The sequence below is a fragment of the Leptospira inadai serovar Lyme str. 10 genome, assembly GCF_000243675.2.
Lineage (GTDB): Bacteria > Spirochaetota > Leptospiria > Leptospirales > Leptospiraceae > Leptospira_B > Leptospira_B inadai.
The window spans coordinates 268,427-292,025 of the sequence record NZ_AHMM02000017.1 but is presented as its reverse complement, the minus strand read 5'-3'; the positions used below and the strand labels follow the sequence as shown (position 1 = coordinate 292,025).

The 23,599-nt window shown below is 45.3% G+C and carries 19 protein-coding genes and 1 tRNA gene; 13 read left to right on the top strand and 7 right to left on the bottom strand.

Features of this window, described 5'->3' with window-relative positions; all coding sequences use genetic code 11:
• Positions 1-35: 35 nt before the first annotated feature.
• From LEP1GSC047_RS10665 to LEP1GSC047_RS10625, 9 genes are all read left to right on the top strand, one after another.
• Complete coding sequence (locus tag LEP1GSC047_RS10665; RefSeq protein ID WP_010418215.1) at positions 36-3,068, top strand: AAA family ATPase; 3,033 nt, start codon at positions 36-38, stop codon at positions 3,066-3,068.
• Between the two features lie 36 nt (positions 3,069-3,104).
• Positions 3,105-3,584: an SsrA-binding protein gene (gene smpB / locus LEP1GSC047_RS10660; RefSeq protein WP_020988687.1), complete on the top strand. Its 480-nt coding sequence runs from the start codon at positions 3,105-3,107 to the stop codon at positions 3,582-3,584.
• A gap of 1 nt (position 3,585) precedes the next feature.
• Complete coding sequence (gene der / locus LEP1GSC047_RS10655; protein ID WP_010418219.1) at positions 3,586-4,965, top strand: ribosome biogenesis GTPase Der; 1,380 nt, start codon at positions 3,586-3,588, stop codon at positions 4,963-4,965.
• Positions 4,962-5,603, top strand: a complete 642-nt coding sequence (plsY, locus tag LEP1GSC047_RS10650) for a glycerol-3-phosphate 1-O-acyltransferase PlsY (RefSeq protein ID WP_020988586.1) — start codon at positions 4,962-4,964, stop codon at positions 5,601-5,603. Before der ends, plsY begins: the two co-directional genes overlap by 4 nt.
• Before the next feature lie 83 nt (positions 5,604-5,686).
• A complete protein-coding gene (locus tag LEP1GSC047_RS10645; RefSeq protein WP_020988608.1) occupies positions 5,687-6,379 on the top strand; it encodes a hypothetical protein in 693 nt (230 codons plus the stop codon).
• Positions 6,376-7,440: a bile acid:sodium symporter family protein gene (locus tag LEP1GSC047_RS10640; protein ID WP_010418227.1), complete on the top strand. Its 1,065-nt coding sequence runs from the start codon at positions 6,376-6,378 to the stop codon at positions 7,438-7,440. Before LEP1GSC047_RS10645 ends, LEP1GSC047_RS10640 begins: the two co-directional genes overlap by 4 nt.
• 60 nt (positions 7,441-7,500) lie before the next feature.
• Positions 7,501-7,713, top strand: coding sequence for a hypothetical protein (locus LEP1GSC047_RS10635; protein ID WP_010418228.1), 213 nt, complete (start codon positions 7,501-7,503; stop codon positions 7,711-7,713).
• A gap of 135 nt (positions 7,714-7,848) precedes the next feature.
• A complete protein-coding gene (locus LEP1GSC047_RS10630; protein ID WP_039934835.1) occupies positions 7,849-8,538 on the top strand; it encodes a hypothetical protein in 690 nt (229 codons plus the stop codon).
• A gap of 123 nt (positions 8,539-8,661) precedes the next feature.
• A complete protein-coding gene (locus LEP1GSC047_RS10625; protein WP_010418234.1) occupies positions 8,662-9,576 on the top strand; it encodes a DMT family transporter in 915 nt (304 codons plus the stop codon).
• Positions 9,577-9,612: 36 nt separating this feature from the next.
• Here the strand turns inward: LEP1GSC047_RS10625 and LEP1GSC047_RS10620 are convergent, their stop codons facing one another.
• The 4 genes from LEP1GSC047_RS10620 to LEP1GSC047_RS10605 all read right to left on the bottom strand — a co-directional run bounded on the left by LEP1GSC047_RS10620 (position 9,613) and on the right by LEP1GSC047_RS10605 (position 14,901).
• Complete coding sequence (locus LEP1GSC047_RS10620) at positions 9,613-9,834, bottom strand: hypothetical protein (RefSeq protein WP_020988750.1); 222 nt, start codon at positions 9,832-9,834, stop codon at positions 9,613-9,615.
• Positions 9,835-9,917: 83 nt separating this feature from the next.
• Entirely contained in the window at positions 9,918-11,132 is a 1,215-nt protein-coding gene (locus LEP1GSC047_RS10615; RefSeq protein WP_010418240.1) for an EAL domain-containing protein, read from the bottom strand.
• A gap of 839 nt (positions 11,133-11,971) precedes the next feature.
• Positions 11,972-13,003 carry a serine/threonine protein kinase gene (locus tag LEP1GSC047_RS10610; protein ID WP_180993190.1) on the bottom strand — a complete coding sequence of 344 codons (1,032 nt, stop codon included), beginning with the start codon at positions 13,001-13,003 and terminating at the stop codon, positions 11,972-11,974.
• A gap of 74 nt (positions 13,004-13,077) precedes the next feature.
• On the bottom strand, positions 13,078-14,901 hold the full coding sequence (locus LEP1GSC047_RS10605) for a motility associated factor glycosyltransferase family protein (RefSeq protein WP_010418246.1): 1,824 nt from the start codon (positions 14,899-14,901) through the stop codon (positions 13,078-13,080).
• A gap of 75 nt (positions 14,902-14,976) precedes the next feature.
• Between LEP1GSC047_RS10605 and LEP1GSC047_RS10600 the strand changes: the two genes are divergently transcribed.
• From LEP1GSC047_RS10600 to thiH, 3 genes are read left to right on the top strand one after another with little or no spacing between them, the layout of a single operon-like run.
• Positions 14,977-17,760: a chromosome segregation SMC family protein gene (locus LEP1GSC047_RS10600; RefSeq protein ID WP_010418249.1), complete on the top strand. Its 2,784-nt coding sequence runs from the start codon at positions 14,977-14,979 to the stop codon at positions 17,758-17,760.
• A gap of 6 nt (positions 17,761-17,766) precedes the next feature.
• The gene (locus LEP1GSC047_RS10595; RefSeq protein WP_010418252.1) at positions 17,767-18,582 is read left to right on the top strand and encodes a thiazole synthase; all 816 of its coding nucleotides are present in this window, start codon (positions 17,767-17,769) and stop codon (positions 18,580-18,582) included.
• Positions 18,563-19,690, top strand: coding sequence for a 2-iminoacetate synthase ThiH (gene thiH / locus LEP1GSC047_RS10590; protein ID WP_010418255.1), 1,128 nt, complete (start codon positions 18,563-18,565; stop codon positions 19,688-19,690). Before LEP1GSC047_RS10595 ends, thiH begins: the two co-directional genes overlap by 20 nt.
• Positions 19,691-19,992: 302 nt before the next feature.
• Here the strand turns inward: thiH and LEP1GSC047_RS10585 are convergent, their stop codons facing one another.
• From LEP1GSC047_RS10585 to LEP1GSC047_RS10575, 3 genes are all read right to left on the bottom strand, one after another.
• Positions 19,993-20,292: a Cys-rich protein gene (locus LEP1GSC047_RS10585; RefSeq protein WP_020988749.1), complete on the bottom strand. Its 300-nt coding sequence runs from the start codon at positions 20,290-20,292 to the stop codon at positions 19,993-19,995.
• Positions 20,293-20,312: 20 nt separating this feature from the next.
• A tRNA-Met gene (locus tag LEP1GSC047_RS10580) sits at positions 20,313-20,386 on the bottom strand.
• A 134-nt stretch (positions 20,387-20,520) separates the two neighbouring features.
• Positions 20,521-21,762, bottom strand: a complete 1,242-nt coding sequence (locus tag LEP1GSC047_RS10575) for a hypothetical protein (RefSeq protein ID WP_010418260.1) — start codon at positions 21,760-21,762, stop codon at positions 20,521-20,523.
• Between the two features lie 319 nt (positions 21,763-22,081).
• On the opposite strand from LEP1GSC047_RS10575, the gene glnA reads away from it, so the two are divergent.
• Entirely contained in the window at positions 22,082-23,503 is a 1,422-nt protein-coding gene (glnA, locus tag LEP1GSC047_RS10570; RefSeq protein WP_010418264.1) for a type I glutamate--ammonia ligase, read from the top strand.
• Positions 23,504-23,599: the final 96 nt, after the last annotated feature.

The window sequence follows — 23,599 nt, the reverse complement described above, 5'->3', positions numbered from 1 at the left end:
ATTGCCTCTTGATCCGGCTCCTTCATTTTGGAGACATGGAAGCCGTTGAAATCGCCGGATTAAAAGTCCCAGTGTCAAAAATCGGAAACAACTCGGGGAGCCTCGGTTCGGATCTCGTAGAGACGGACTCGACCGTTCGCAATCTTCAGAACATACTGTATCCTTTATTGGAAGGCAGGCCGGTATTATTGATCGGAGATGCGGGAGTCGGAAAAAACGCATTAATTTATTATATTAATCACAAACGAAACCATCCGACCGCTCGTTTCAGCTTTAACGAGGATACTTTGCCGGAAGATTTAATCGGCTCGTACCGACTTTTGCTGGATGGCAAAGGATTCGCTTGGGCCGACGGCCCTCTGACTTCGGCGGTTCGTTCCGGAGCCAGCTTTGTCGCCGATGAGATGAACCTTTGTCCACCGCATATCATTAAGCGATTTTCCACTATCTACGAATCCAATTATCTGGAATTGATCGAAGGAAACGGAGCCAGAATCCAAGCGTCGAACGGATTCAATTTCATCGGCACGCAAAATCCTTCGGAAGGATTCGAAGGTAGAAAGCCTCTTCCGTTCGATATCACTAGATATTATTCCGTCGTCTATGTGGACCCGCACAGCCCCGATGAGATCCTATTTATATTAGGAAAATTATATCCGGAGATGGGAAGCGAACTGCTTAAATCCTGTATTCGAATTTCCCTTGAGACGGAGACCAGAGTCGTTTCGGGAGCGATCGGAAAAGGCGATCTGGAAAAATACCATTTCAATATCCGAAATCTTAAGAAACTTTGCAGCCGCATTTTAGGACTCAAGGCGGACAGCCCTGAGTTACGCTTTAGAGAGTTATGGAATTTTTATATAGAACCCTTTCGTAAGGATGAAGATCGGCAAGCCCAAATCGAACTTATCCTTAAGGAAACCGGTTTGTCCGCGACCCCTCGATTGCCGGAGCCGAAATTCGAAATTCATAAAGGGTTCTTATACTGTAATGATAAGCGAATTCCGGTTTTGGATGAATCCAAGGCAAAGGAAATTCTCACAAGTATCCCCCTGCCTCTAAAATTGAGGGAATTTGCCGAAAGAGTCTATTCCGCTGTGGAATTTAAGGAAAACATTTTAATCGAATATTCGGAGGAGCAGGATCCGCAACTGATTCTACCTTTATTCACCGAAGCGAACGGATTACCGCTTGAAACCGTACATCTTTGCAAAGGGATTCACACTTCGGATATCATCGGTGCGTTAAAGCCTACCACAGGATCGGAAGTGGGCTGGGTGGACGGACCTTTGACGAAAGGGATCCGAGAGGGTGGGAATATTTTGATTACCAACTTGGAGGCTGCCGGGGCCGAGCTTGTGGAAAAGCTGAATATGCTGACCGACGATGCCCGTTCTCTGGTCTTACCGCCGGAAAGCGGAGAGACCATACCGGTCGAACTCAAGGAGGATTCGCGGGTTTTTGCGATGAAGCTGTATCGTAAAACGAAATCGACTCCTACGATTTCTAGGGCATTTAGAAACCGATTCACTTCCGTATTATTTCCCGATTTGGAAGATATCCAAACGCTTAAGGAAATCTTAAGCTTTTATCTACCGGAGGGGGATCTGATCGATAAGATGGCGGATTTCCATTCCAAGATCAAGGATCTGTCCAAGAAAAGAACGATAGGCTCGGCCAATTTGATGCCCTATACATTCGGTCTTTCTAATTTACTACAGTGGAAGGACCACATTCATCGCTATGCGGATAAAAAGGCTGGGAAGGAAGGATTACTCGAAGTAGCCTTTCGAGGCGGAAAAATCGCATACTCCAACCAAATTGCCGATCCGAGCGAGCGTAAGGAACTGGAAAGAATTCTTGAATTCCAACTTTCGGGAGTGGAGATCGTCTCCGAGTTTTTCAAGGAACTCGAAGATAAGAAAAAAAAAACTCTGACACCTTCTACCGCAATCGAAAAGAGCCGTTGGTGGGATCCGGAACTCCATAAAAGAGAGCCGCTTACCGGAAAGGCTAAGCTTCTCAATTCGGGAGGGGAACTTCGTAAAGGATTGGAAATCAATACGCCTCCAACGGGCGGATCCGTTAAAGAAGGTGCCGATGCTTGGTATGGACAAGAAACCCGCGGCAATATGGGTCAAGGTGAACCTGCGGGCGGCGGCGGAGCCTGGGGCTTCCGAACGGAAGAACTCTATAAGGCCTTCCTGGCCAAGCGTCGTATCCTCTGGGAATATACGGTTCAAGCCAACCTAAAAGAATTTAAGGAAGTCTTCGGACGCAGTTTGGAGGAAGTCGAACTGAATCTAGAGAGACTTTTCGATCCGGAAATAGATATCAATAGAATGTATCGAAGCGAAGGGAATCGAATCGATACTCGAAAGTATATCTCCTTTCTTTCCGGAAAAGGCGACTCGAAAGTCTTCGATAAAACTACGATCGATAAAGACGAGGAAAAACTAAAGGGTGTCGAAGTCGCTTTTCTGGTATCTAAGGCCAGGAGAATCTTCAACTTCGAATATGCGGTCGCCACTCTTTCTGCCATGCTTTCTTCGGCTCATATTCTGGATGAACACGACGTGAACTTTTCCGTAACGGCGTATTCGGATCGATTGAATCGAAAGGATCGAATCGATCTAGTGGAGATTAAGAGAATCGAAGAGCCTTACGACGCAAAAAAAGAGGAGGAAATGTTCGATTCTCTTCGGAGCGATTGGCAGGGCGACTCGATCGAGGAGTACCAATTGCTCGAGAAGATCGAATCCTACTTTTCGCCTGAGGCCCAGACTAGGATCCTGGTCATGATCTCCGATTTTCGCGGACAAAGAGGAAAAGCGGAGATCGAGCAGGAAATTCAATCTCGGGACAATCGCCGGCTTAAGGCCGAGATTTTGAAGCATTCGAATAAAAACTACGTTTTTCTCGGGGTCGGTCTAGGAAGACGCTACATTGCCGAGCATATTTTTCCGGACTCGATCCAGATAACCTCGGAAAACTTTTATAATATGCCCAATTTAATCGGGGCGGAATTGGGACGGATTATTCTCACCCACCATTCGACCCGAAATTAATTTGGGGGCGGTTATTGGCCGTCAAAACGATTGGAAATGGGAAAGAAAAAGGAAACATCCGGCCCGCAGCCGCTGGTAAATAAAAAAGCCAGATTCAACTTCGAACTGATCTCTTTTATCGAAGCGGGACTCGTTTTGTCCGGATCCGAAGTGAAGAGTCTACGGGAAAAGAAAGCGAATCTAACCGACGCATTCGCAAAAATCAAAAACGGAGAGGTGTATCTAGATAGTTTTTCCATCACTCCTTATAAAAACGGCGGATACGCAAATCACCCGGAGATCCGCCCTCGTAAACTTCTCCTCAAAAAAAAAGAGATCGATAAGCTGGATCGACAAATGAAAGAGAAGGGGCTCGTGCTCATCGCCACGAAGGTTTATTTTAAAGATAATCGTTGGGCAAAAGTGGAGCTTGCCTTGGCTAAACCTAAGAAACTTTACGATAAGCGGGAAGACTTGAAAAAGAGCGACGCAAAAATGGAGATCGCTCGCGCTATTAAGGCAAAGAACTACTCATAAAATGGCATCAAAAAAACGTAATGTACCGATGGTCAGCATCGTCGGACGCCAGAATGTCGGTAAATCGACTTTATTCAATTCGTTACTTAAAAAGAAATTAGCGATCACCGAAGATTATCCCGGTGTGACTAGGGACGTCCTGCAAGCTCGCGTTCTCAATCCTGAGAGAGGATTGGATTTTCATCTCTGCGATACTCCGGGTTTGGACATCGAAAAGCCCGACGGATTGGATGAGGCTATTTTAGAAAATGCGTTTCGGCAATTGGCCGGATCGGATCTAATCCTGTTTCTTCTAGATCTAAGAGAGATGACTCCTTATGATTCCAGGCTTATAGAAAGATTCAGAAAGGATCCGGAGCTAAGCCGAATTCCGGTCCTTTATTGCGTAAACAAAGTGGACAATCCGGAAGACGAAGAGGACTTGGATCAATTTTATCGCTTAGGATTATCCGAAATTCTTCCCATCTCGGCGATCGGGCGTAGAAATCTAAGCCTATTGCTCGAAAAAATCGCTTTTTTACTGCCCGATGCGAAACGATTCGTGGCCAAAATCGAAGCGGAGGAGGGTGCAACGGACGTTTCCTACGATTTTCGTTTAGCGATCGTGGGAAAGCCCAATGCCGGAAAATCAAGTTTATTGAATGCACTATGCGGCTATGAACGTGCGGTGGTAAGCGAAGTTGCCGGAACGACCCGCGATTCGGTGGATACTTCTCTTATATTCGAAGGGAAGCGGATATTAATTACGGATACGGCAGGTATTAGGCGAAAAGCGGACAAAGCCGAAGCTTTGGAATTTTATTCCTATCAGAGGACAAAACGATCGATCGAGGCTTCCGACGTCGTAATTCATTTAATGGATGCGTTAAAAGGATTCGGGGAATTCGATAAAAAAATCGTCTCATTATTGCAGGAAGCCGGTAAACCTTTTTTGTTAGCGGTAAATAAATGGGACGCTGTCGAAGATAAGGATACGAAATCCTTCGATATCTATAAGGATAAATTGTATTCCCGTTTTCCTCTCTTAAAAGAGATCCAAATCATTACCTTGAGCGCGAAAGAAAAGCAACGGATTCACAAACTCATGGAAATGACCGTGGACTTAGCGGCTCGTGCCAAACGAAAAATCACTACGTCCGAATTGAACCAATCGTTAAGGGCTTGGATGTCCGAAGCCGGACGTTCTTTTTCCGCGAATCGACCGCCTAAGATGCTTTATTGCACGCAGGTTTCCGTTTCGCCCTTTCACCTGATTTTGTTCGTAAACCATATAGATTATTTCAAACCGAATCTACTCAGTTTTTTAAAAAAAAGGCTGACCGAGAAATATTCCCTTCAAGGAATTCCGATCCGACTTGAGTTGAGGTCCGATCGAAAATGAACCTCGCTTCCTTTTTCCTCGCTTTCGGATCTTTTTTTCTAGGTTCGATCCCGTTCGGATTCCTTTTAGCGAAGTATTTCGGCGGGCTTGACATTCGTAAGAAGGGCAGCGGAAATATAGGCGCAACGAACGTTACTCGACTTTTAGGTTGGAAAGTCGGATTACCCGTATTGTTATTGGATGTCTCTAAAGGGGCTTTGCCGATATTATTAGCGCGATACGCGCTGCATATAAATTCCGAGTTAACTCTTTTACTATGCGGAATCGCGGCCATAGCGGGCCACGTTTTTTCTCCGTTTCTAAAAATGAAAGGGGGGAAGGGGGTCGCGACCAGTTTCGGAGTTTTCTTGGTATTGGCTCCGGGATCGGTTTTTTTTAGTTTGGTGGTATTTTTATTTCTGAAGAAAGTTTTCGGTTTCGTCTCCTTAGGCTCGATAGGCGGCGCGATTTCCTTACCGATCAGCTACGTATCGCTATCTCGGATCGAAGGTTCGGATTTTCCCACTCCTACTTTTTGGGCGATTTGCTGCATCAGTACCGCGATTTTGATATTGCATCGTACGAACTTGCTTCGTTTAATAAGAGGAAGGGAATTTTCTTCCGACAAAGAAAAATACAAAAAACAAACCGAAGACTGACCTACGTTTGAAGCGATTTCGTCCTTAATTTTAAGGTTGAAATCGCAGGTGTCAAATGTTAGGGTTGAGCCGGTTGTTCGCGTATGATCCACAGGGAAATCGACGAAAATAGGACTAGAGAGGAAAAGATCTCTAGCCTAAATCAGTTCCTGACAGGGCATCCGAATCTCGAAATTCAGGATTTTTATAAATGGTTGTATTTCGGCGAATTCGGCGAGATCGCGATACAGGAATTCTTCACCGAGAAAAAAAACGCTCCTACCCTGCATTCTATGCTGGAAGGTTTAAAAGCCGATTCCCAACTGAAAACGATACCCGAACGTGTTTGGGAGCCCCTCGGTTTTAGCCAGAGATATTTGATGGTATATCTGACTCCCTATTCCCGTTTGGAATATCCTTTAATGAGAATCGTTAATTTAATGCAGCGTTCTTCCGCTTTCCAGGGGTATCGAATGCGATTTAAATTGGATTGGATTATGCTCAAGGACGAAATCGTATCCAGGGATATCGGTTTTTCAAAACAGGATTTTATTAACTTCGAAGATAAAATCCAATTTCATCAACTCCCGGAGCTGGATTTTACCGATTCCTTTAAGGCTTATTATCCCGCATCCTATAGGATCATAGCGACCAAATTATTTTTCGAATATTTCCCGGAGTTTGTGCAGGAACCTCGAGGGTTTCATTTATTGGAGGATGTCCCGATGGTGCAACTTGTCGAATCGAACGAGGACGAAGAAATGATTTATCCTAGGTGGGAAGGTGAAGCTCTATGAATCAAGGCTTTCGGAATAAGGTTTCAGAATCGATAGAATCTTTTTTTAAATTCATCCACGAGCGTTTCTTTTACTGCATCATCGCTTCTTACGTCATCGGAGGAGCCTTTCCGCAGTTGGGCCTGCTTATTCGAGACACCGATTTCGGACAATTTCACCTATTCGGAGGAGGAAACATTAAGGTTTCCTTATCTTTAGTTCTTCTTTCCTTGCTGCTCTTTAATGCCGGATTAGGAATTCACAGATCCGAATTGATGAATTTATTTAAGCGGCCGACTCTCCTGATCGTCGGATTATTCTCCAATTTATCGATTCCGATCGCGTTTACGTATTTCGTTTCCCTGTTAATGATATTTTGGCATAATCCCGACGAAGTGCAGAATATTCTTGTCGGACTTGCGCTCATCGCTTCCATGCCGATTGCCGCGTCCTCTACGGCATGGTCTCAAAAATCGAACGGGAACCTTGCACTGAGTTTAGGGCTTGTCGTTTTTTCGACGATCCTAAGCCCGGTGACGACTCCTATCGGCTTGCATTCGATCGGGTTTATTACGACCGGAGATTATTCGGAAGATTTGCACGAAATTGCGAACGATGGCATCGGAGCATTCTTATTTCTATCCGTTCTGGTTCCGACGGTTGCGGGTATCGGCCTTCACTTTTTACTGCCTAAGACTTCTATCGAGGTCGCGAAGAAGCCGATCAAGGATGCCAATTTGCTTAATTTACTAATTTTAAATTATTCGAATGCTTCGGTCGTCTTGCCGGGAGTATTTCGGGAACCGGATTGGGATTTTTTATTCGTGACCGTTTTAATTACGGGCGGATTATGCGCCTTCGCTTTTTTTACGGGGTTCGTGCTTTCTAGAATATTTAAAAGTTCCGATTCGGAACGTTCTTCCTTGGTTTTCGGGCTTGGGATGAATAATAACGGAACAGGGTTAGTATTAGCTTCCTTAAGTTTAGTGGACCATCCCTCGGTAATGCTCCCGATTATTTTTTATAATTTGATTCAGCATGTGGTCGCCGGATACGTCGATAAGAAGTTGACTAATTCCTAGTTTTCCAGCTTTACAAGGTTTTTCGGAAAGGATATAATTAAAAAAAAGGAAATTCGCAGAATGCTACAAGAAATCAACGCAGCCGGGAGCAATAATCGGGCGGCACGCCAATTCTCCCAATCCGAATTCACGATTCGAAATATGCCCGATCGTCTTCACCCTTTGACAAACTTGGATTCCGTCGTTACCGGGCCGAAATCGATCGCGAAGGTCGGAGTTAACACGGACGACCAGATGCTCAGGCGCGGCTATCTCATAGATATGAATGCATAATTTTTGATGACCGAATGCTCGGCGGTTTCCCGGGCTTTTTCCCAAACGCATCGACTCGAACGTCTCATTATTGAGATAGTTATAGGAAAGAACCGTAAAGCGGATTTTTAAACGTTCGTGCTTTTGGGAGGTGCGATGAAAAAACGATTTATCTTACTTTGCGGATTACTGCTTTTTATAGGCTGCTCCTCGGGATCCGGTAATTCGACCGTCCCCTTACCGCCGAATTCCGTCTTTCAATACGGCCAATTGGATCCTAATATCCTGATCGCTACCAATGAGAATCTGACCGTACTCGGAATCAATCGAGGGGACTTAAGCTTCATCACGATTCTTGCCGGTAAGGTCGAGAATTTCAACGACTTTAGAGGGCAGTATATTTTCAGTTCCGGAGATAAGGCCACGCAATTCGTATTCACTAAAAAGAGCGAATTCCTAACCGAAAAAGGAATGAAGAATTCGGTTAAGATGATTCTAGGATTTCATTATCTCTGGCAGAAAGAATACCAGGAAAAGAACGGGCTACTTTTTCCGATCGATCCGTTTTACGTAGTTCTTAAGACTTCGCGTAAGGAATCTCTGATTCATCGATTTGAAGTACCGAAGAATATGCAAACTAACGGAGACAATTCCGTTTATGTTTCGGTCGCGGGGGCCTTGGTGGAAAGGGATATCGTACTGAGTATCATTAATCCGGTGATGAAAATCAATAATTACAAGGATCGGGAAAATAATCTATCGCTGACGTTAAATAGTCTGCAATTCCAAAAAGAGCGAATCAATCTGGAATCGCTCAGGAATTACATTCTTGCGAATAAACTCTAATGCTTAGTGGATAAAATTCGAATCGCTCGGATTCGAACCGGATTCTCTTTTTCCGCTTTCGGCAAATTCGATTGAACGACCCGTTTCATTATAAAAGCTGGTATCGGGAGTCCTCGTAACTCGATGCAAATTACTTCTTCCGTAAAATTCTACGTTCTTCTCGTTATCGCAATGATCTCTTGGGGCTTTGCATGGCCGTCGGCAAAAAGCATCGTTGGAATGGAACATCCGAATGTGATTATTTTTTGGAGATTTTTAGCCACCGCGATTTCCATACTTCCGATTCTCTTTTGGAGAAAAGAGTCCCTGCGACTTCCGGATAAAAAATCTTTTTTCCAAGTTTGCGTCGGCGGGGTATTGTATACGGCTTACAACCAATTCTTTTTGCTGGGCTTAAGCAGCGGATTTGCAGGTGCGGGAGGAGTACTGGTGACCACGATGAATCCCATCTTTACTTACGTACTATCGCATTTACTGCAAAAGCAGTACCCGGGAAGGAAGGATGCCTTTGGCCTACTACTCGGTTTATTGGGCGGTCTCGTATTATTGCATATTTGGGACAAACCGACGGAAGGGATCTTTCAATCCGGAAATATTTTCTTTTTGTTATGCGCGTTCAGTTGGGCCATTCTGAGTATGAATAGCCATAGCACCGGTCAAAAAATTTCCCCTCTGGTTTATAGCTTTTACGTATTCACGATCGGAACGGTTTTCGATTTTATATTCGCTCTTCCTCACGGTTTATCGAATGCATTTTCCCAGGATTGGATATTTTGGGGTCAGATCTTGTATCTTTCCGTAATCTCGACGACGTTCGGAACGACCGTCTATTTTTTCGCGTCGACAAAACTCGGTTCCCGTATCGCGAGTTCCTTCATATTCCTCGTTCCTGCGACTGCGGTCTTGGGTAGCTGGATTTTTCTGGGAGAAGTTCCTAACCTTACGACCATTTTCGGAGGTAGTCTTGCAGTAAGCGCGGTTTTGATTTTGAACGGGAATCGGACTAAAAAGGGAGAAGTTCAGGTCGGAGAATCCTAATGATATTTCGCTTAACAACTGATTAATCGAATAGGATTATCCCCACCGACTTTCATAGAATTGCCTACCTTTCGGGGCGACTTGAAATCCTTCCGGATGCTCGTGGATGAGCCGTCCTTCTTTCAAATCCTCTAAGAAAGGACGTAGCTTCCATTCGGATACGGCGGTTTCGATTTCCAATTCTCGCATGGTAAGAAATCCTCCGGTTTGCGTGGAGGAATATATATCTTGCAGTAGTTGCACGGATAACGGGTCCATAAAAGAGAGATCCTTCTTGGACAAATTTTTCAATACTCGTACACAAATCAATATTTACCCGAACGATTCGATTATTTTCACATTTAAAGAATCTTCGGGGCCGCTATATCTAAGAAAACATAGACGCCGGGTTCGACTTCTTTGCTAAAAACGATTAGATCCTTGACCGTTTCGTTATCGTAATAACGATCGCTGACTCCCCAATCTTCCGGTTTTCTCAACGAATCCTTAAGTTGTTTATAAAAGTAAGGAAGGTAGGACCAGTTTTTTCCGATTCCATGGCTATTTTCCCGAAATGAATCTTCGGCGGTTCGCACGTAATACGGAGAAAGTTGTGTTCCTTTCGAATCGGTGACGTAAGCGCGGTGAATTTCCTTCAAAGCCGTAAAGATAGTATATGCGTCGATGATATACCTGCTTGCGATTTTTATTATAGGAAACGGATTCAGAATTTCTCGGAGCATATCACGGATCTTTTTTTCGAAGGCGATTTCCACGGAAATTTGCTCGGTCTTTTTCTCATGAAAGAAATTGACCATTTCCTTAATTAAGGAGGGAGTGTTTTTATGATTCGAAAGTTCCGGCGAGGGTTCTTGCAAAAGATATCCTTGCAGAAACCGAGCTCCTCCTTCCAAAGCGAAATACATTTCTTCCCGAGTTTCCAAACCTTCGTACAAGACTGAAGCTCCTAAGGAAAAAGCAAGATCGCGAATATGTTCCATGACTGTCCTTACCGAAGGAGATCGAGTGGAAGCGCGAATCAATCTAAGATCCATCTTTAAAAAATCCGGACGGAGCAAACCGACCCTTTCGATCCCCGACGCTTCCGAACCTAAATCATCCAAGGCGATTCTAAATCCGTAGGCTCGAAGTAAATCGGCTGCAATTCTAAGAGAGTCCAAGCTCCCCGTGAATTCCTCTTCGGTAATCTCTAGAATGATTTGCTTAGGTTCGATCTCGAATTCCCTCGCGAATCTAAGAAGACGAAAAGAATCGATTCGTTCGTTTTCCAATTCTCTGTACAATCGATTCGGCGAGATATTTAGAAAAAGGTGATGTTTAACCGACAATCCTCGGATTTTCCTCATTGAGGATTGCCATATCGAAGATTCGAATGCGGTAAGATCCTGATCGGACAAACCGCTTTCTTGGGAAAACAAATAGCCGCCGCTTTCCCATCCCCGATCGGTTTTGATTCGCGCAAGAACCTCGTGCCCGAAAATGGTTCCGTCTTCTACCGAAAGAATGGGCTGGAAGAATGGCAGCACTTCTGCATGTCGAGTTCCTAAGAAGTCCATATCTGCTATATTGGATATTTATTCTCTTATATCAAACGAAAAATGAAGCCTATTCCCGATTTTTCCGGGCTGCATTTTCTTTGGGGACCACTCCGGAGGTTTATTTTTATCCAGAAGACAGAGGACAGTAGCTGCTAGACGTTGGGAAAGCAGCCGAGGTAGGGGAAAGATCTATTGTAACGCAGGAATCTTTCTCCAGAGCATGGAAACCTTGCTCATTAATGTTCTGTCCTCAGTCTTCCGTCCTCTGTCCTCAGCACGGGCGGCCCCCTTACTTCGTTGCGGGTCACGCTGCTCCGGGCTCCGCTTTCGCTACGGTCTCAGCGACTCTTTTCTCTTAACATAAACTGATATCCGCAAGCGCTGCGACTGCTTCGCACCCTACACATCGTTGCCGCTTCAGAGGACAGTAGCCGCTAGACGTTGGGAAGGCAGCGGAGGTAGGGGAAAGATCCCCTGTACACAGGAATTTTTCTTGAAGAACATGGAATCTCCGCTTGTCGATGTTCTGTCCTCAGTCTTCCGGTGGCCTTGTACATCTCTGGTGCGGTACTAGGTCGTACTAGTGCGGGTTATTCGGCAGGCCCCCACCCTGATTTCGGGTGGCGGAGGAGGGCTCGTGGGAGAGGGTGCTTGGTTTCCATATCATAAATCTCTGGATCTGCCAAGCATTTTTTATAAAAACTTTTTTGTGGGAGCTCCCACACAGAAGACAGAGGACTGACGACAGTAGCTGCTAGATGTTGGGAAGGCAGTAGAAGTAGAGGAAAAATCCACTGATAACCTAAGAATCTTTCTATAGAACATGGAAACTCCGCTTGTCGATGTTCTGTCCTCTGCTATTCCAGATCCCAGAAGAAATCCTTGTTCGTTAATTCTTGAACTTCCGCGACAGATGGTACTCCCTCGGAGAGACGTCCCTCCCGTACCAAACCGGACGTAAGCCTCTCCAAATCGGTCGTTTCTCTTTCCCAATATTCGTCCGAGCCGAAATGAGGAAACGCGTTCGGAAAAGACGGATCCTCCCATCGCTTCGCAATCCATGCAGAATAATGAATATACCGTAATCCGCGCAAGGGTTCGACAAGATAAAACCAACTGTCGGAAAAATCCCTAAATTCGCGATAGCCGGATAAGAAAATCTCCCTCTCATAATCGGCCTTGGAATCGCCGAAAGGCAGAAGCATCCAGAGATCCTGGATCGCAGGTCCGGTCACGAAGTCATCGAAATCGATAAAGCAAAAACCCTCGTCGGTTCGTATTAAATTTCCTTTATGACAATCGCCGTGAATCCTATGAAACGGAACGTTTTTTGCATTTTCCTGAAAGGATTGAAGCACTTTGCCTGCGGCCGTCTCGTAACGATTCCGAAGGGAAGAAGGTAAAAAATCCTTTTCGATCAGAAAGCGCAACGGTTCTTCTCCGAAATTTCGAACGGTAAGAGTGAGCCTGTGTTTTGCCGGTGCCGCAGCGCCTACAGTATGAATTCTCGCCACTAACCTTCCTAGTACGACCAACGACTCTTCGTTCAATTCCTCCACTAATCTTCCTTTTTGGGCCGGCCAAAGAGTATAATAAATTCCTTTTGTTTCTCGGATCGTAGTTCCTTCTTTGAGTTTGATCGGAGCGATGACCGGAATTTCGGCGTCGGACAATTCTGCAAGAAAGGAATGTTCCTCCAGAATTTGATCCAGATTCCAACGTGCCGGACGATAGAATTTTACGATCAGATGGCCGCCCTCTTCCAGCCCGACATCATAGACTCTATTTTCCAAACTATTTAAGGCCAGGCAATGTCCGGACACCGGAAACCCTGCGTCTTCTACCGCGGATAGGACGGAGTCTATATCCAATCGATTATAAAATTCCAAGCCCGGCGTTTCCATGTACGCTATCCTTTATAATTAGGAAAAGAATGCAAGGGTGTTTGTCGGTTCGAAGAACTTTAACCGGCTAGAAGTTTACGTCTGAGTCCGGCAAATTCCTTAAGAATTGCACCCAGAAATAGATCTTTTTTGCGGGAATCCTCCAAGCTATCTCGATGCCGAAGTATATAAACCTCCGTCTTACGCACTAAATAGCCCAAATCTTCCCAACCGATCAAACGGGTTTTAAATTCCCGGAGCAAAGAATCGTAAGTCGAGTCCTTCTTTTCCGGGCTGGAGAACGAAGTTTGAATCGTGTCGATCACTCGCAATAAGTCGGCTCTGAATTCCTGGGGAGAACCTTCGGGTAAAATTTCACGAAGGTTTTCGGATTTCCATGCCGGTAAATTCCTCCAGAAATATTCATGATTCGGAAAGCGGCTTAGAATTTCGGAGGCGAACTCGGGACCGATATTCTCGGTATTTTCGATCTTGGCTCCCTGAGTATTCACGTTATAGACGGGGAATTCGAGAGTTTTTGCGGATTCTTCGAACCAATGCCGATAGAGATCCAACACGTAATCCGTAAGAACTTCTCCCCCGTCGACCGAGGGCACATAGCGGGTATCCCGTTTTCTCACCACGGATTCATTAATTTTTTCTAAACTAGTTTTTCTGTTTATTAGGGTCAGCCATTTTTCGTTATGATGAGTTCCTGTCGAATGGATTTCCCTTCCGGAATAGGCGAGATCCTGTCCCACCAAAAAACACGGCCTACAACCCAATCCTCGCAACAAATCGAAGGCGGTCGTCGCGACGCTACCGCCGGATTGTACGTCTCCGATCCGGCCGAGCAAGGCCTCAGCACTATGACTTCCGGCGGTCGCCTCCCGTTTCAATTCGCCGGACGCATCCACGATATATTTCGCCGTGACACTATGAACAATGGACTGAAATTTTTGGTTTCTTAGGATCGGCGGGGAGCTAACCAAATCGGCAAAGAGGGGAATTCGGGAAGTATCTTCGCCCAGAAAATGGAAGAGAGAATGGGTTTGCGCATCCAGAGTCATAATTCCATCGGGAACGATTCCATGCTTCAGTAAAACTTTCAGAGAGGTATCGCAGGAAAGAATAAAAACTTTTTCCCGCACGGATCGAATCCATTCGCATTGACGTCTCAAATTCGGGCCGGCGGAAACGAGTAAAGACGGAACTCCCGCGAATTTTTCTTTTAAGGATTCTATGCGAGTACGCGGGTTATTCGAAGAAAGAAAATTGGAGGTATTCACGAGGCTATTCTTCACCCAGATTCTTTCGAATTCAAACTTGGTTAGGAGATCGCTCATTTTCGAGGAGAGTACTTTACGGAGCCTCATGTCGACTTCCGCATAAAAAAGGTCGTCTTGAGAAATGCTGGCCGAGTTTCGCAAGATTCGAATTCCCGAAACTCTTTCCACCGGAAGAGATTCGACGTAATTCCAAAGAAGAGAGAGAGAATTTTCCCCCAGAAAAAGATGTCGTCCGGGAACGTCCATGACGGGTTCTAACCAATCGTTCCAAAGCGGAAACAATAAATCCCTTTCCTTATCGACTAGTAAAAGGATCTGCCCCGGTTCTAATTTTGAATGGATTTCACGTATAAGATGAGGATTTCCTAACCCGAGCACTGCAATCAAATCGGTCGCAGAAATCTTCGTATTCTCCAATTGCCGTAGTGCCTGCGTGAGTGGAGAGACTGAACTCGCCATGGCTCTTCCATCTCGAGAGAGAAATACTTCTCCCGGATTTTTTGCAGGTTCGAGTCGGAATCGCAAAGGCACAGGCGCTGGCTCTTGGAAATAGAGTGCTAAGTACGGCTTTTTCCCGAATATTTCTCTTGTTTTTTCCGGGAGATCGTGAGACATAATACTCCTAGGCACTCCAGAGTCTGCCCGATTCTGGTCACTTGCAATCAATTTCCCGAAGAAACAAAAAAAACCATGTATCTTAAAAGCCTGAATATTGTTGGATTCAAGACGTTTGCGGACGAGACCGAAGTGATTCTCGATCCGGGATTTACCGCCGTAGTAGGACCGAACGGTTCCGGTAAATCAAATATAGTGGACGCATTAAAGTGGGTGTTCGGAGAAAAGTCCGCAAAAGGACTCCGGGGAGAAAAGATGGACGATGTCATCTTTCACGGTTCCGAGGCTCGTAAACCTGCCGGGTACGCCGAAGTAAGCGTAGTCTTCGATAATTCCTCCAAAGTGATTAAGATGGATTATCCTACCATCAAGCTGACTCGGAGACTCTATGCCGATTCCACTAACGAGTATTTGATAAACGACTCCAGAGTGCAACGGAAGGATATCGAGAAAATCCTAATGGATACCGGTATCGGAAAATCCAGCTACTCCATCATGGAGCAGGGTAAGGTGGATCGAATTCTTCATTCCAAGCCCGAGGAACGCAGATTGATCTTCGAGGAGGCCGCCGGAATTTCCCGCTTCAAGATGGAACGTCAGGAGGCCCTAAAGAAATTGGCGGACACGAGCCAAAATCTTCTGAGAATCCAAGATATCATGAATACCATGAAAAAGGAAATGGAAGTCAAGGAAAAGCAGGCGGAAAGAGCGGAAGAATATTTCCGTTTGAAGCAGGCTCTAGACGAGACCGACAAAATCATTCGATTCATTAAATATGATACGCTAACTCGTAAATTGAACGCATCCGAAACCGAACTACGGGAAATTAAGGAAAAGAACCAGGTTTTATTGGAAAGAATCTCCGTCGAAACGGGACGGATCGAACTATTGGATTCGGAAAAATCGGATCTGGAAAAGAAAGTGGCCGAGATCGATAAAAAACTTTTGGATCATCTGACTCAAACTCAGATTCAAAAGGATAAGGTCGAAAGTAATAAGGGAATTATTCAGGACTACCAGGATCGCATCTCGGATATACGAGATTCTCTAACGGGAGAGGAAGCTTCTTTGAGCATTCTTCAAATCGAAAAAGAGCGTTTGGAAAAAGACGCAGTGGATTTGGAAGCCGAAATCAAAAGTTTAGAAGTCGGTATCGAGGATCTCAGGAAGCAAAAGACCGAGTTGGAGTTCAAGATCGATCAGGAGAATCTTTCCATTCAGGAAAAGGAAACTCATATTCGCCTTAACGATAAGCGTCATGTGGAATTGAGGGACCGACTAAAAGAAGTCATCTTCGATTTGATCAGCCAGCTCGAGTCGCGAAAGAAAGAAGCGCAGGAATCGGACGCTCAGAGAGGCGAACTCAAAGAAATTTTACTGCAAGAAGCGAGTCGTTTATCCGAGGTCGGCGCCGCTCTTAAATCCGAATTGGAGACATCCTTTACGGAGGAAAATCGGGCCCAGATTTTGACTCTCGCTTCCGGTTTAAATACCGGAGAATTCCAAGAAAAACTTTCCTCTTATTTCGCGTTGGAAGACGGTCTTCGGAATTTATTATTCGATCGAGACGGATTTCTTTCCCAGAAAGAAGGGCTGGACCAAGAGATCGAAGATCTTATATTGGAAAACGAAAATCATACCCGATCCATTAAGGAATCCGGAATTTCCATAGAAACTTTACGAGAGGAAGTGGAAGGCAATAAGGAAAAAATCGTTTATCTTGAAAAACGAATTTTGGAGTTGAATTCGGAACGAAACGGCAAGATCGAAAGCGGGAAGTCCATCTCCGCAAGAATTTTAGAGGCCGAAAAAAGAATCCAATCGGCTCAGGAATCGGCTAAGACTCTTCAAATAAGGAAATCCGAGTTTGAAAAGGAAGTAGCGGATCTAGAATTACGGATCGAAAACCGATACAACGAATTTTTGGAAATGAGCCGAGCTCTCGATTCCGAAAAGGAAGCGCTTCGGAATATCGTAAAAGAAATCCAAACTTTGAAGAACGAGATTCAGAAAAATCAGGAAGATTATAAGAATCTGTTTCCGGTCTTGACCGAAAAAGAAAAAGCGGTTTCCGTTTTTAAAGTCCAGTTGGAATCCTTTTCGGAAGAACTGTACAACGACTACTCCATTTCGGAACAGGAACTGTACGACGAATTTAAGGATAAAAATTTCGAACGGGGAGAGAGCGAATCTAAACTGAAAAAATTCAAGTCGGAAATTCAAATGTTAGGTTCCATCAATCCGCTTTCCATCGAAGAGTATCGAAACATCAAGGAAATTTACGAACACCATCGAACGCAAAAAGAGGATATCGAGAAATCCAAGAACGATATCGCCGAAATCTTAAAAAACATCAACGAGGAATCGGAAAAGCTCTTCCGAGAAACGTTCGAAAAAATTCGGGAGAATTTCCAGGAAACTTTCTCCACATTATTTAACGGAGGCCGTGCAATCCTAGAGTTAGTGGAAGGGGAGGATAGCCTAAATGCTGGGATCGAAATTATGGCGGAACCTCCGGGTAAACACGTTCAAAATCTTCGCTTACTTTCGGGTGGGGAAAAGTCCTTAACCGCGATCGCTTTGTTGTTCGCCATTTATATGGTAAAGCCTTCTCCATTCTGTTTCCTGGACGAAATCGATGCGGCTCTGGATGAAGCGAATAAGCTTCGTTTTTGTCAGATTCTGGATAAGTTTAAGGATAAATCCCAATTTGTGGTGATTACCCACGCTCAGTCTACGATTCACAGAGCGAATTCGATTTTCGGAGTTACCAACGAAGAACCTGGGATTTCCAAAATCATCAGTCTTCGTCTGGATCAAGCCAGAGATTTTGCCGGAAACGTTTCCGAGGCGGTCTAAATAGACATGGGCGGAGACTCGGACGAGTTGATCATCGCCGGACGAAGCTTTCGGTCCCGGCTTTTCTTAGGAACGGGAAAATTTTCTTCCGCCAGGGCTATGAAGGAAGCGATTTTGTCTTCGGAGACGGAAGTCGTGACGGTAGCTCTCCGTCGGGTCGATCTAGAATCGAAAGAGGATGATATTCTTGCGAATATAGATCGGGAAAAAGTTTTATTACTTCCGAATACAAGCGGTGCTCGGAACGCCGAAGAGGCAGTTCGCTTAGCAAGGCTTGCTCGGGAGTTAGGGGCAGGAAATTGGGTGAAGCTGGAAGTAACCCCGGATCCGGTCTATCTTCTACCGGATCCTATCGAAACAGTAAAGGCCGCTCGGATATTGGTGAAGGAAGGTTTTATCGTTCTACCGTACATAAATGCGGATCCGATTCTCTGCAAACATCTCGAGGACGCCGGATGTGCGACCGTAATGCCCCTAGGTTCGCCGATCGGGACCAATCAGGGAATTCGAACTCTAGCCAATCTCGAAATCATCATTGAGCAGTCTAAAGTTCCAGTCGTCGTAGACGCAGGCTTGGGGGAACCTTCTCACGCTTCTCAGGCCATGGAATTGGGGGCAGCCGCAGTCTTGGTGAATACTGCCATTGCAATCGCTAAGGATCCGAAAAAAATCGGATATGCGTTTAAGCTTGCCACCGAGGCAGGTAGAATTTCCTATAAATACGGCGGGGCAAAAATGCGTTTACGTAAAAAGGCGGAGGCATCGAGTCCATTAACCGGCTTTTTAGAAGAAGAAACTCGAAATGTACACGGAGCTTTTTGATTCTACCCCATTTTCCGAAGCTTCCGAGAGAGTCATATCTAAGACAAAATACGATGTGGAAGCTGCTCTGGACAAATCTTCCGGCGACCGTCCGGTAAGCTTCGAAGAATACCTCGCGCTTTTGTCTCCGGCTGCGGATGGCTATTTGGAAGAGATGGCGTCTCTTTCCCGGTATTGGACTCGAAAGAGATTCGGAAATATCGTATCTTTATATATGCCTATGTATCTTTCGAACGAATGCCGTTCTTCCTGCATTTATTGCGGATTCAGTTTCGAGAACAAGATTCCGAGAAAGACGTTAAACGAGGATGAGATCCACCGGGAGGCAAAGATACTGTATGCGAAAGGAATCAGACATTTAGTATTCTTGACGGGGGAGGAATACTCCAAAACAAATTTGGAATATTTAAAAAACGCCGTCAAAATTCTTAGACAATATTTTGATTCGATCTCGATCGAGATCTACCCTATGGATGTCGAAGAATACGCGCAGTTGATTGGGGAAGGAGTGGAAGGACTCGTCGTTTATCAGGAAACCTACGACCCCGAAATTTACGGTAAGTACCATCTACGCGGCATCAAAAAAAATATGCGGTATCGATTGGAAGCTCCGGATCGAGGAGGCATCGCCGGTTTTAGGAGAATCGGGATAGGCGCATTACTAGGATTAGCGGATCCTTATGGAGAAATGTTTAAATTAGGAGAACATGCATCCTATTTATCCAGGGTCTATTGGAAAAGCACGGTCCAGATTTCCTTACCCAGAATGAGACCGGCTGTGGGCGATTTTAATAGGACGATTAAGATCGATGATCGAGAATTTGTGCGTTTTCTATTTGCATTGAGATTATTTCTTCCCGATTCCGGAATAGTTCAATCCACCCGCGAAACCCGCAGAATGCGGGATCATTTGGCCGGTTTAGTAGTAACCCATATGTCCGTAGAATCTCGAACGGATCCGGGCGGATATTCCGGAGGCGAGGCTTTGAAGCAGTTTGAAATCGAAGATGAACGAAGGATTCCGGAAATAGTGGAGATGTTACGGTCGAGAGGCTTGGATCCCGTCTTTAAGGATTTCGATTTGGCTTTTCTGAGGACAGAACATTGATAAACGGCGTTTCCACGTACTATAGAAAGATTTTTATGCTAAGAGTGGATTTTCCCCCGTCCTCTATTACTTTCCCAACATCTAGCAGCTACTGTCTAGCGTGAGCAAAGCGAACGCGTCTGTCCTCTGCCAGCGGCAACGACCCGCCCTATCTTCTCACCCACACGGCAACGCCCCTATTGCCGTAAATGCAATGCAGGCATTTATTTGCACCGACGATTGTCATACAAAAAAAGCCGGGACAATGGAATGATCCCGGCTTTTTATAATTACCGATCCTCTCTAATCGGCAGAAAATAAGGTTATTTTTTTTCTTTCGATTTATAAGTATTTACGAGACAGGCGTGAAACGGAACGCACTGATTCGAGTGATTTTCATAACATTGGGTGACCGCCGGAAAATTTTTACGGCAGGTATTTAAACATCCGGCGGAAACCTTCGTCTGTTCCTCGGCGCTGAACTTTTTCTTTGTTTGAGATTCAACGCAATTCACGTAAAAATCGCAAATTTGCCCGCAAGCCGGGTTTTGCGCTTTGAGACTGTTGGAACCCAACAATGTTGAAAGTAAGAGAATTAGGGTGAGTAGGAGAGTCTTATTCATAGGCGTAAATTCTGATGTACTAGCGACGCAGGGATTCGAACCCCGGACCTGCGGATTATGATTCCGTTGCTCTAACCGGCTGAGCTACGTCGCCGTCATTCCTTGGGATGAAATCTGTTTCCAGACTTCCCCGGTCATTCTTTCTCGAATCCTCTCTTTGTCAAAGATTTCTCAAGATGTAAAAAGGGATGGGAAAGGACCGGATCGATATCCGAGTCCATTGGACCTTCATTGAATAAGCTTGTTCCAACTTTCTGCGGATTTTCCGTCACTGGAAACAAATTCTTTACCAAGACTGTTTCGTTCTAAAAATAGGTTTTTCAGATTTTCTTCGTAGATTTTTCCCAGATCTTCCCATTGAACCCGTTCTATCGAGGAGGATGGAACATATTTCGAATGTGCCTCTCGAAGTAAAAATTGTCGGGGGAGGATTGTTTCCTCTAGTTCCCGCAGTCGGTCTCTTTTTTGGCGTTTTAATTTTGCGGATGCGATTCGGTATTCCGACTCCAGATATTTCAATAATTGTCGATCGTTTTTTCCGGTATATTTATCGATCAATCGTATCGTTCTTTCTTCGAATAAGGCTTCGATGCCGGACTCCAATTCTCCGACGGGAAGTTGCCCGATCCAAGCTTCTAATTTTGACGCGGCTTCCGATTTCTTCGGTCGTTCTTCGATCCAGAGCGAAACCAATTTTTCCCAGGCCTCCGTCCATATGGCCGTCACGACTAGCAAATGAAACGGGAATGAAAAATACGAGTTGGGGCGGTATTCAAGGACGGTTCCTTTCGATTCCTTGAGTTCGCCTAATGCCTTCAAAACATGATTATATTTTCTTAATGCTCTTGCCGAAATAAATTCGTTCACGGGAGAACTTAGGGAATCCGATCCGCTCTGTTCCTTCCATTGAATACGTAGCACTCTTTCCTGGGAAATAGAAGTACCGAAAAGGAGCGCTTCCGGGAGGATTAGATCTCTGGAAACGGTAAAATATTCGTTTCGGGAGGCCCAAGAGTCGGAGAGAAGTAAAGCGGAATCGAACCTTGCATCCATCGCTTCGGAAAAGGTCAGAGTCGGATAATTCCGGATTTCTATATCTAAAATTTCTTCGGCTTGCCGACGGAGCCGTTGCAATTCTCTCAAGATCTGAAAGAAGGCTGGAGTCGTGCTTCCGAGCGCCTCGGTCCACAAAATAAATCGATCCCCGTGTAAAATAGGCGGAAGAAGAAATGAAAGTTTTCGTTCCGGACTCCATTCGGTCTGAGTAATCGGAAATCGCTGGGTCTCCGATTTTTCGACCCAGCCTTCCGTTCCTATCGGCAAAAAGGAATATTCGGTAGCGCCGTTTGAAATTCCCCATTCCAGCGAAGCCCTCCAATACTCGTTCTGGCGGTAGAATTCATCCGGAGTCTCTTTCGATTCCGGAATCTGCAGGTCGCCGGGGCTCGGCCAAAGTATCTTATTCCTCATAGGTCGGCCCTTGAGTACGATTTGAGCGGAGTGTACCGGTTCGGTACAGGCACGGGTTAAAAGGAGAGCTTGCTCTTACTCTTGAAAATTCCAGTGAATCCATTGATGTGGAGTTTTTTCCTGATTGCCTCTACTTCAAGGATTTTTAGCCTGAGCAAGAAGAGCTTTCCTTTCTTTAGTCAAGGTTTCGGGAAGAAGACTCGTAGGACTAGGAAAAGCAAATTGCGAGTTGGCACGCGTTTTGCATATTTCTTGATAACCACGCTCTATGCGTGTGAATTAGAGACCCCTAGTAGAAAAACATAGGAGACACATATCAATGGCTAAAAACGCCGCAGAGGTGATCGCTTACGCTAAAGCGAATAACATTCTTTTTTACGACTTCCGGTTCACGGACATTAAGGGTGCCTGGCATCACGTATCCTACCACGTTGATTCAGTGAGTGAGGATACTCTAAAAGGGCTCCCGTTTGACGGTAGCTCGATTCCCGCATGGCAACCGATTGACAAATCGGATATGCAACTGATTCCGGATCCGACTTCGATCTTCCTCGATCCATTTACGGCAGATCCTACCTTGGTAGTTATTTGCGATGTATGGGATATTTATAAAAACCAACCTTACGAAAAATGCCCTCGTTCCATTGCTAAGAATGCGGTGAAATATCTACAAGCAAGCGGAATCGGTGACACCGTTTATTTCGGACCGGAAAACGAATTTTTCATTTTTGACGGATTGAAAGTTCGCGATGCCATCAATATTCAATATTATGAATTAGAGTCATCGGAAGGTATTTGGAATTCGCATACGGATATGCCCGGTTCCATTAACACCGGTCACCGCCCCGGAACGAAAGGCGGTTATTTTCCCGTTGCTCCGGTCGATTCTCAAGTGGATCTTCGCGCCGATATCGTGAAAACTCTCCATAAAATCGGAATGGAAACTTTCGTGGTTCACCACGAGGTCGCTCAGGCACAAGGGGAAATCGGAGTTAAATTCGGAACCCTGATCGAAGCTGCGGATAACGTCCAAAAGTTAAAATACGTCGTGAAAAACGTGGCTCATAAATGGGGAAAGACGGCTACCTTTATGCCGAAACCTCTTTACGGAGATAACGGAAACGGTATGCACTGCCATCAATCCATTTGGAAAGGCGGTAAAAACCTATTCGCAGGGAACGGATACCAAGGACTGAGCGAAATCGCTCTGCATTACACCGGCGGCGTATTGAAGCACGGAAAGACGGTTGCCGCTTTTACGAATGCTTCTACCAATTCCTATAAGCGCTTATTACCGGGATTCGAAGCGCCGGCGATTTTGGCATACTCCGCGCAAAACCGTTCGGCCTGCGCACGTATACCGTTCGTCAGCGGTGAAAAAGCCAAGCGCGTAGAGTTCCGTTTTCCGGATTCTTCCGCAAACCCGTATCTGGCATTCTCCGCCATGTTAATGGCGGGCTTGGACGGAATTCAGAACAAGATCGATCCGGGGCCGCCTCGGGAAGAGGACTTGTTTGAATTGACTCTCGATGAAATTCGCGAGAAGGGAATTCAGCAGATGCCTCACACGCTAAGAGAAGCGATCGAGCATATGCTAGCCGGAAAGGAAATCTTCAAAAAGGGAAGTGTCTTTACCGAAGAGTTCATTCAGACGTACAAGGCTTACAAATTTGAAACCGAGATTTGGCCTTGGGAAGGACGTCCGCATCCGTTCGAGTTCCTCACTACGTATTCTTGCTAAGCGGCAAGTACGGATAAAAATAAAAAACCCCGAGAACACTCGGGGTTTTTTATTTGGAATGTACTTTCGTTTTGCGGATGTTTCTTTCGGCAGAGC

Bases quoted from the DNA above. Each gene is read 5' to 3' on its own strand.
- LEP1GSC047_RS10665 (WP_010418215.1), top strand. From the start codon at position 36: ATGGAAGCCGTTGAAATCGCCGGATTAAAAGTCCCAGTGTCAAAAATC.
- smpB (WP_020988687.1), top strand. From the start codon at position 3,105: ATGGGAAAGAAAAAGGAAACATCCGGCCCGCAGCCGCTGGTAAATAAA.
- der (WP_010418219.1), top strand. From the start codon at position 3,586: ATGGCATCAAAAAAACGTAATGTACCGATGGTCAGCATCGTCGGACGC.
- plsY (WP_020988586.1), top strand. From the start codon at position 4,962: ATGAACCTCGCTTCCTTTTTCCTCGCTTTCGGATCTTTTTTTCTAGGT.
- LEP1GSC047_RS10645 (WP_020988608.1), top strand. From the start codon at position 5,687: ATGATCCACAGGGAAATCGACGAAAATAGGACTAGAGAGGAAAAGATC.
- LEP1GSC047_RS10640 (WP_010418227.1), top strand. From the start codon at position 6,376: ATGAATCAAGGCTTTCGGAATAAGGTTTCAGAATCGATAGAATCTTTT.
- LEP1GSC047_RS10635 (WP_010418228.1), top strand. From the start codon at position 7,501: ATGCTACAAGAAATCAACGCAGCCGGGAGCAATAATCGGGCGGCACGC.
- LEP1GSC047_RS10630 (WP_039934835.1), top strand. From the start codon at position 7,849: ATGAAAAAACGATTTATCTTACTTTGCGGATTACTGCTTTTTATAGGC.
- LEP1GSC047_RS10625 (WP_010418234.1), top strand. From the start codon at position 8,662: ATGCAAATTACTTCTTCCGTAAAATTCTACGTTCTTCTCGTTATCGCA.
- LEP1GSC047_RS10620 (WP_020988750.1), bottom strand. From the start codon at position 9,834: ATGGACCCGTTATCCGTGCAACTACTGCAAGATATATATTCCTCCACG.
- LEP1GSC047_RS10615 (WP_010418240.1), bottom strand. From the start codon at position 11,132: ATGGACTTCTTAGGAACTCGACATGCAGAAGTGCTGCCATTCTTCCAG.
- LEP1GSC047_RS10605 (WP_010418246.1), bottom strand. From the start codon at position 14,901: ATGTCTCACGATCTCCCGGAAAAAACAAGAGAAATATTCGGGAAAAAG.
- LEP1GSC047_RS10600 (WP_010418249.1), top strand. From the start codon at position 14,977: ATGTATCTTAAAAGCCTGAATATTGTTGGATTCAAGACGTTTGCGGAC.
- LEP1GSC047_RS10595 (WP_010418252.1), top strand. From the start codon at position 17,767: ATGGGCGGAGACTCGGACGAGTTGATCATCGCCGGACGAAGCTTTCGG.
- thiH (WP_010418255.1), top strand. From the start codon at position 18,563: ATGTACACGGAGCTTTTTGATTCTACCCCATTTTCCGAAGCTTCCGAG.
- LEP1GSC047_RS10585 (WP_020988749.1), bottom strand. From the start codon at position 20,292: ATGAATAAGACTCTCCTACTCACCCTAATTCTCTTACTTTCAACATTG.
- LEP1GSC047_RS10575 (WP_010418260.1), bottom strand. From the start codon at position 21,762: ATGAGGAATAAGATACTTTGGCCGAGCCCCGGCGACCTGCAGATTCCG.
- glnA (WP_010418264.1), top strand. From the start codon at position 22,082: ATGGCTAAAAACGCCGCAGAGGTGATCGCTTACGCTAAAGCGAATAAC.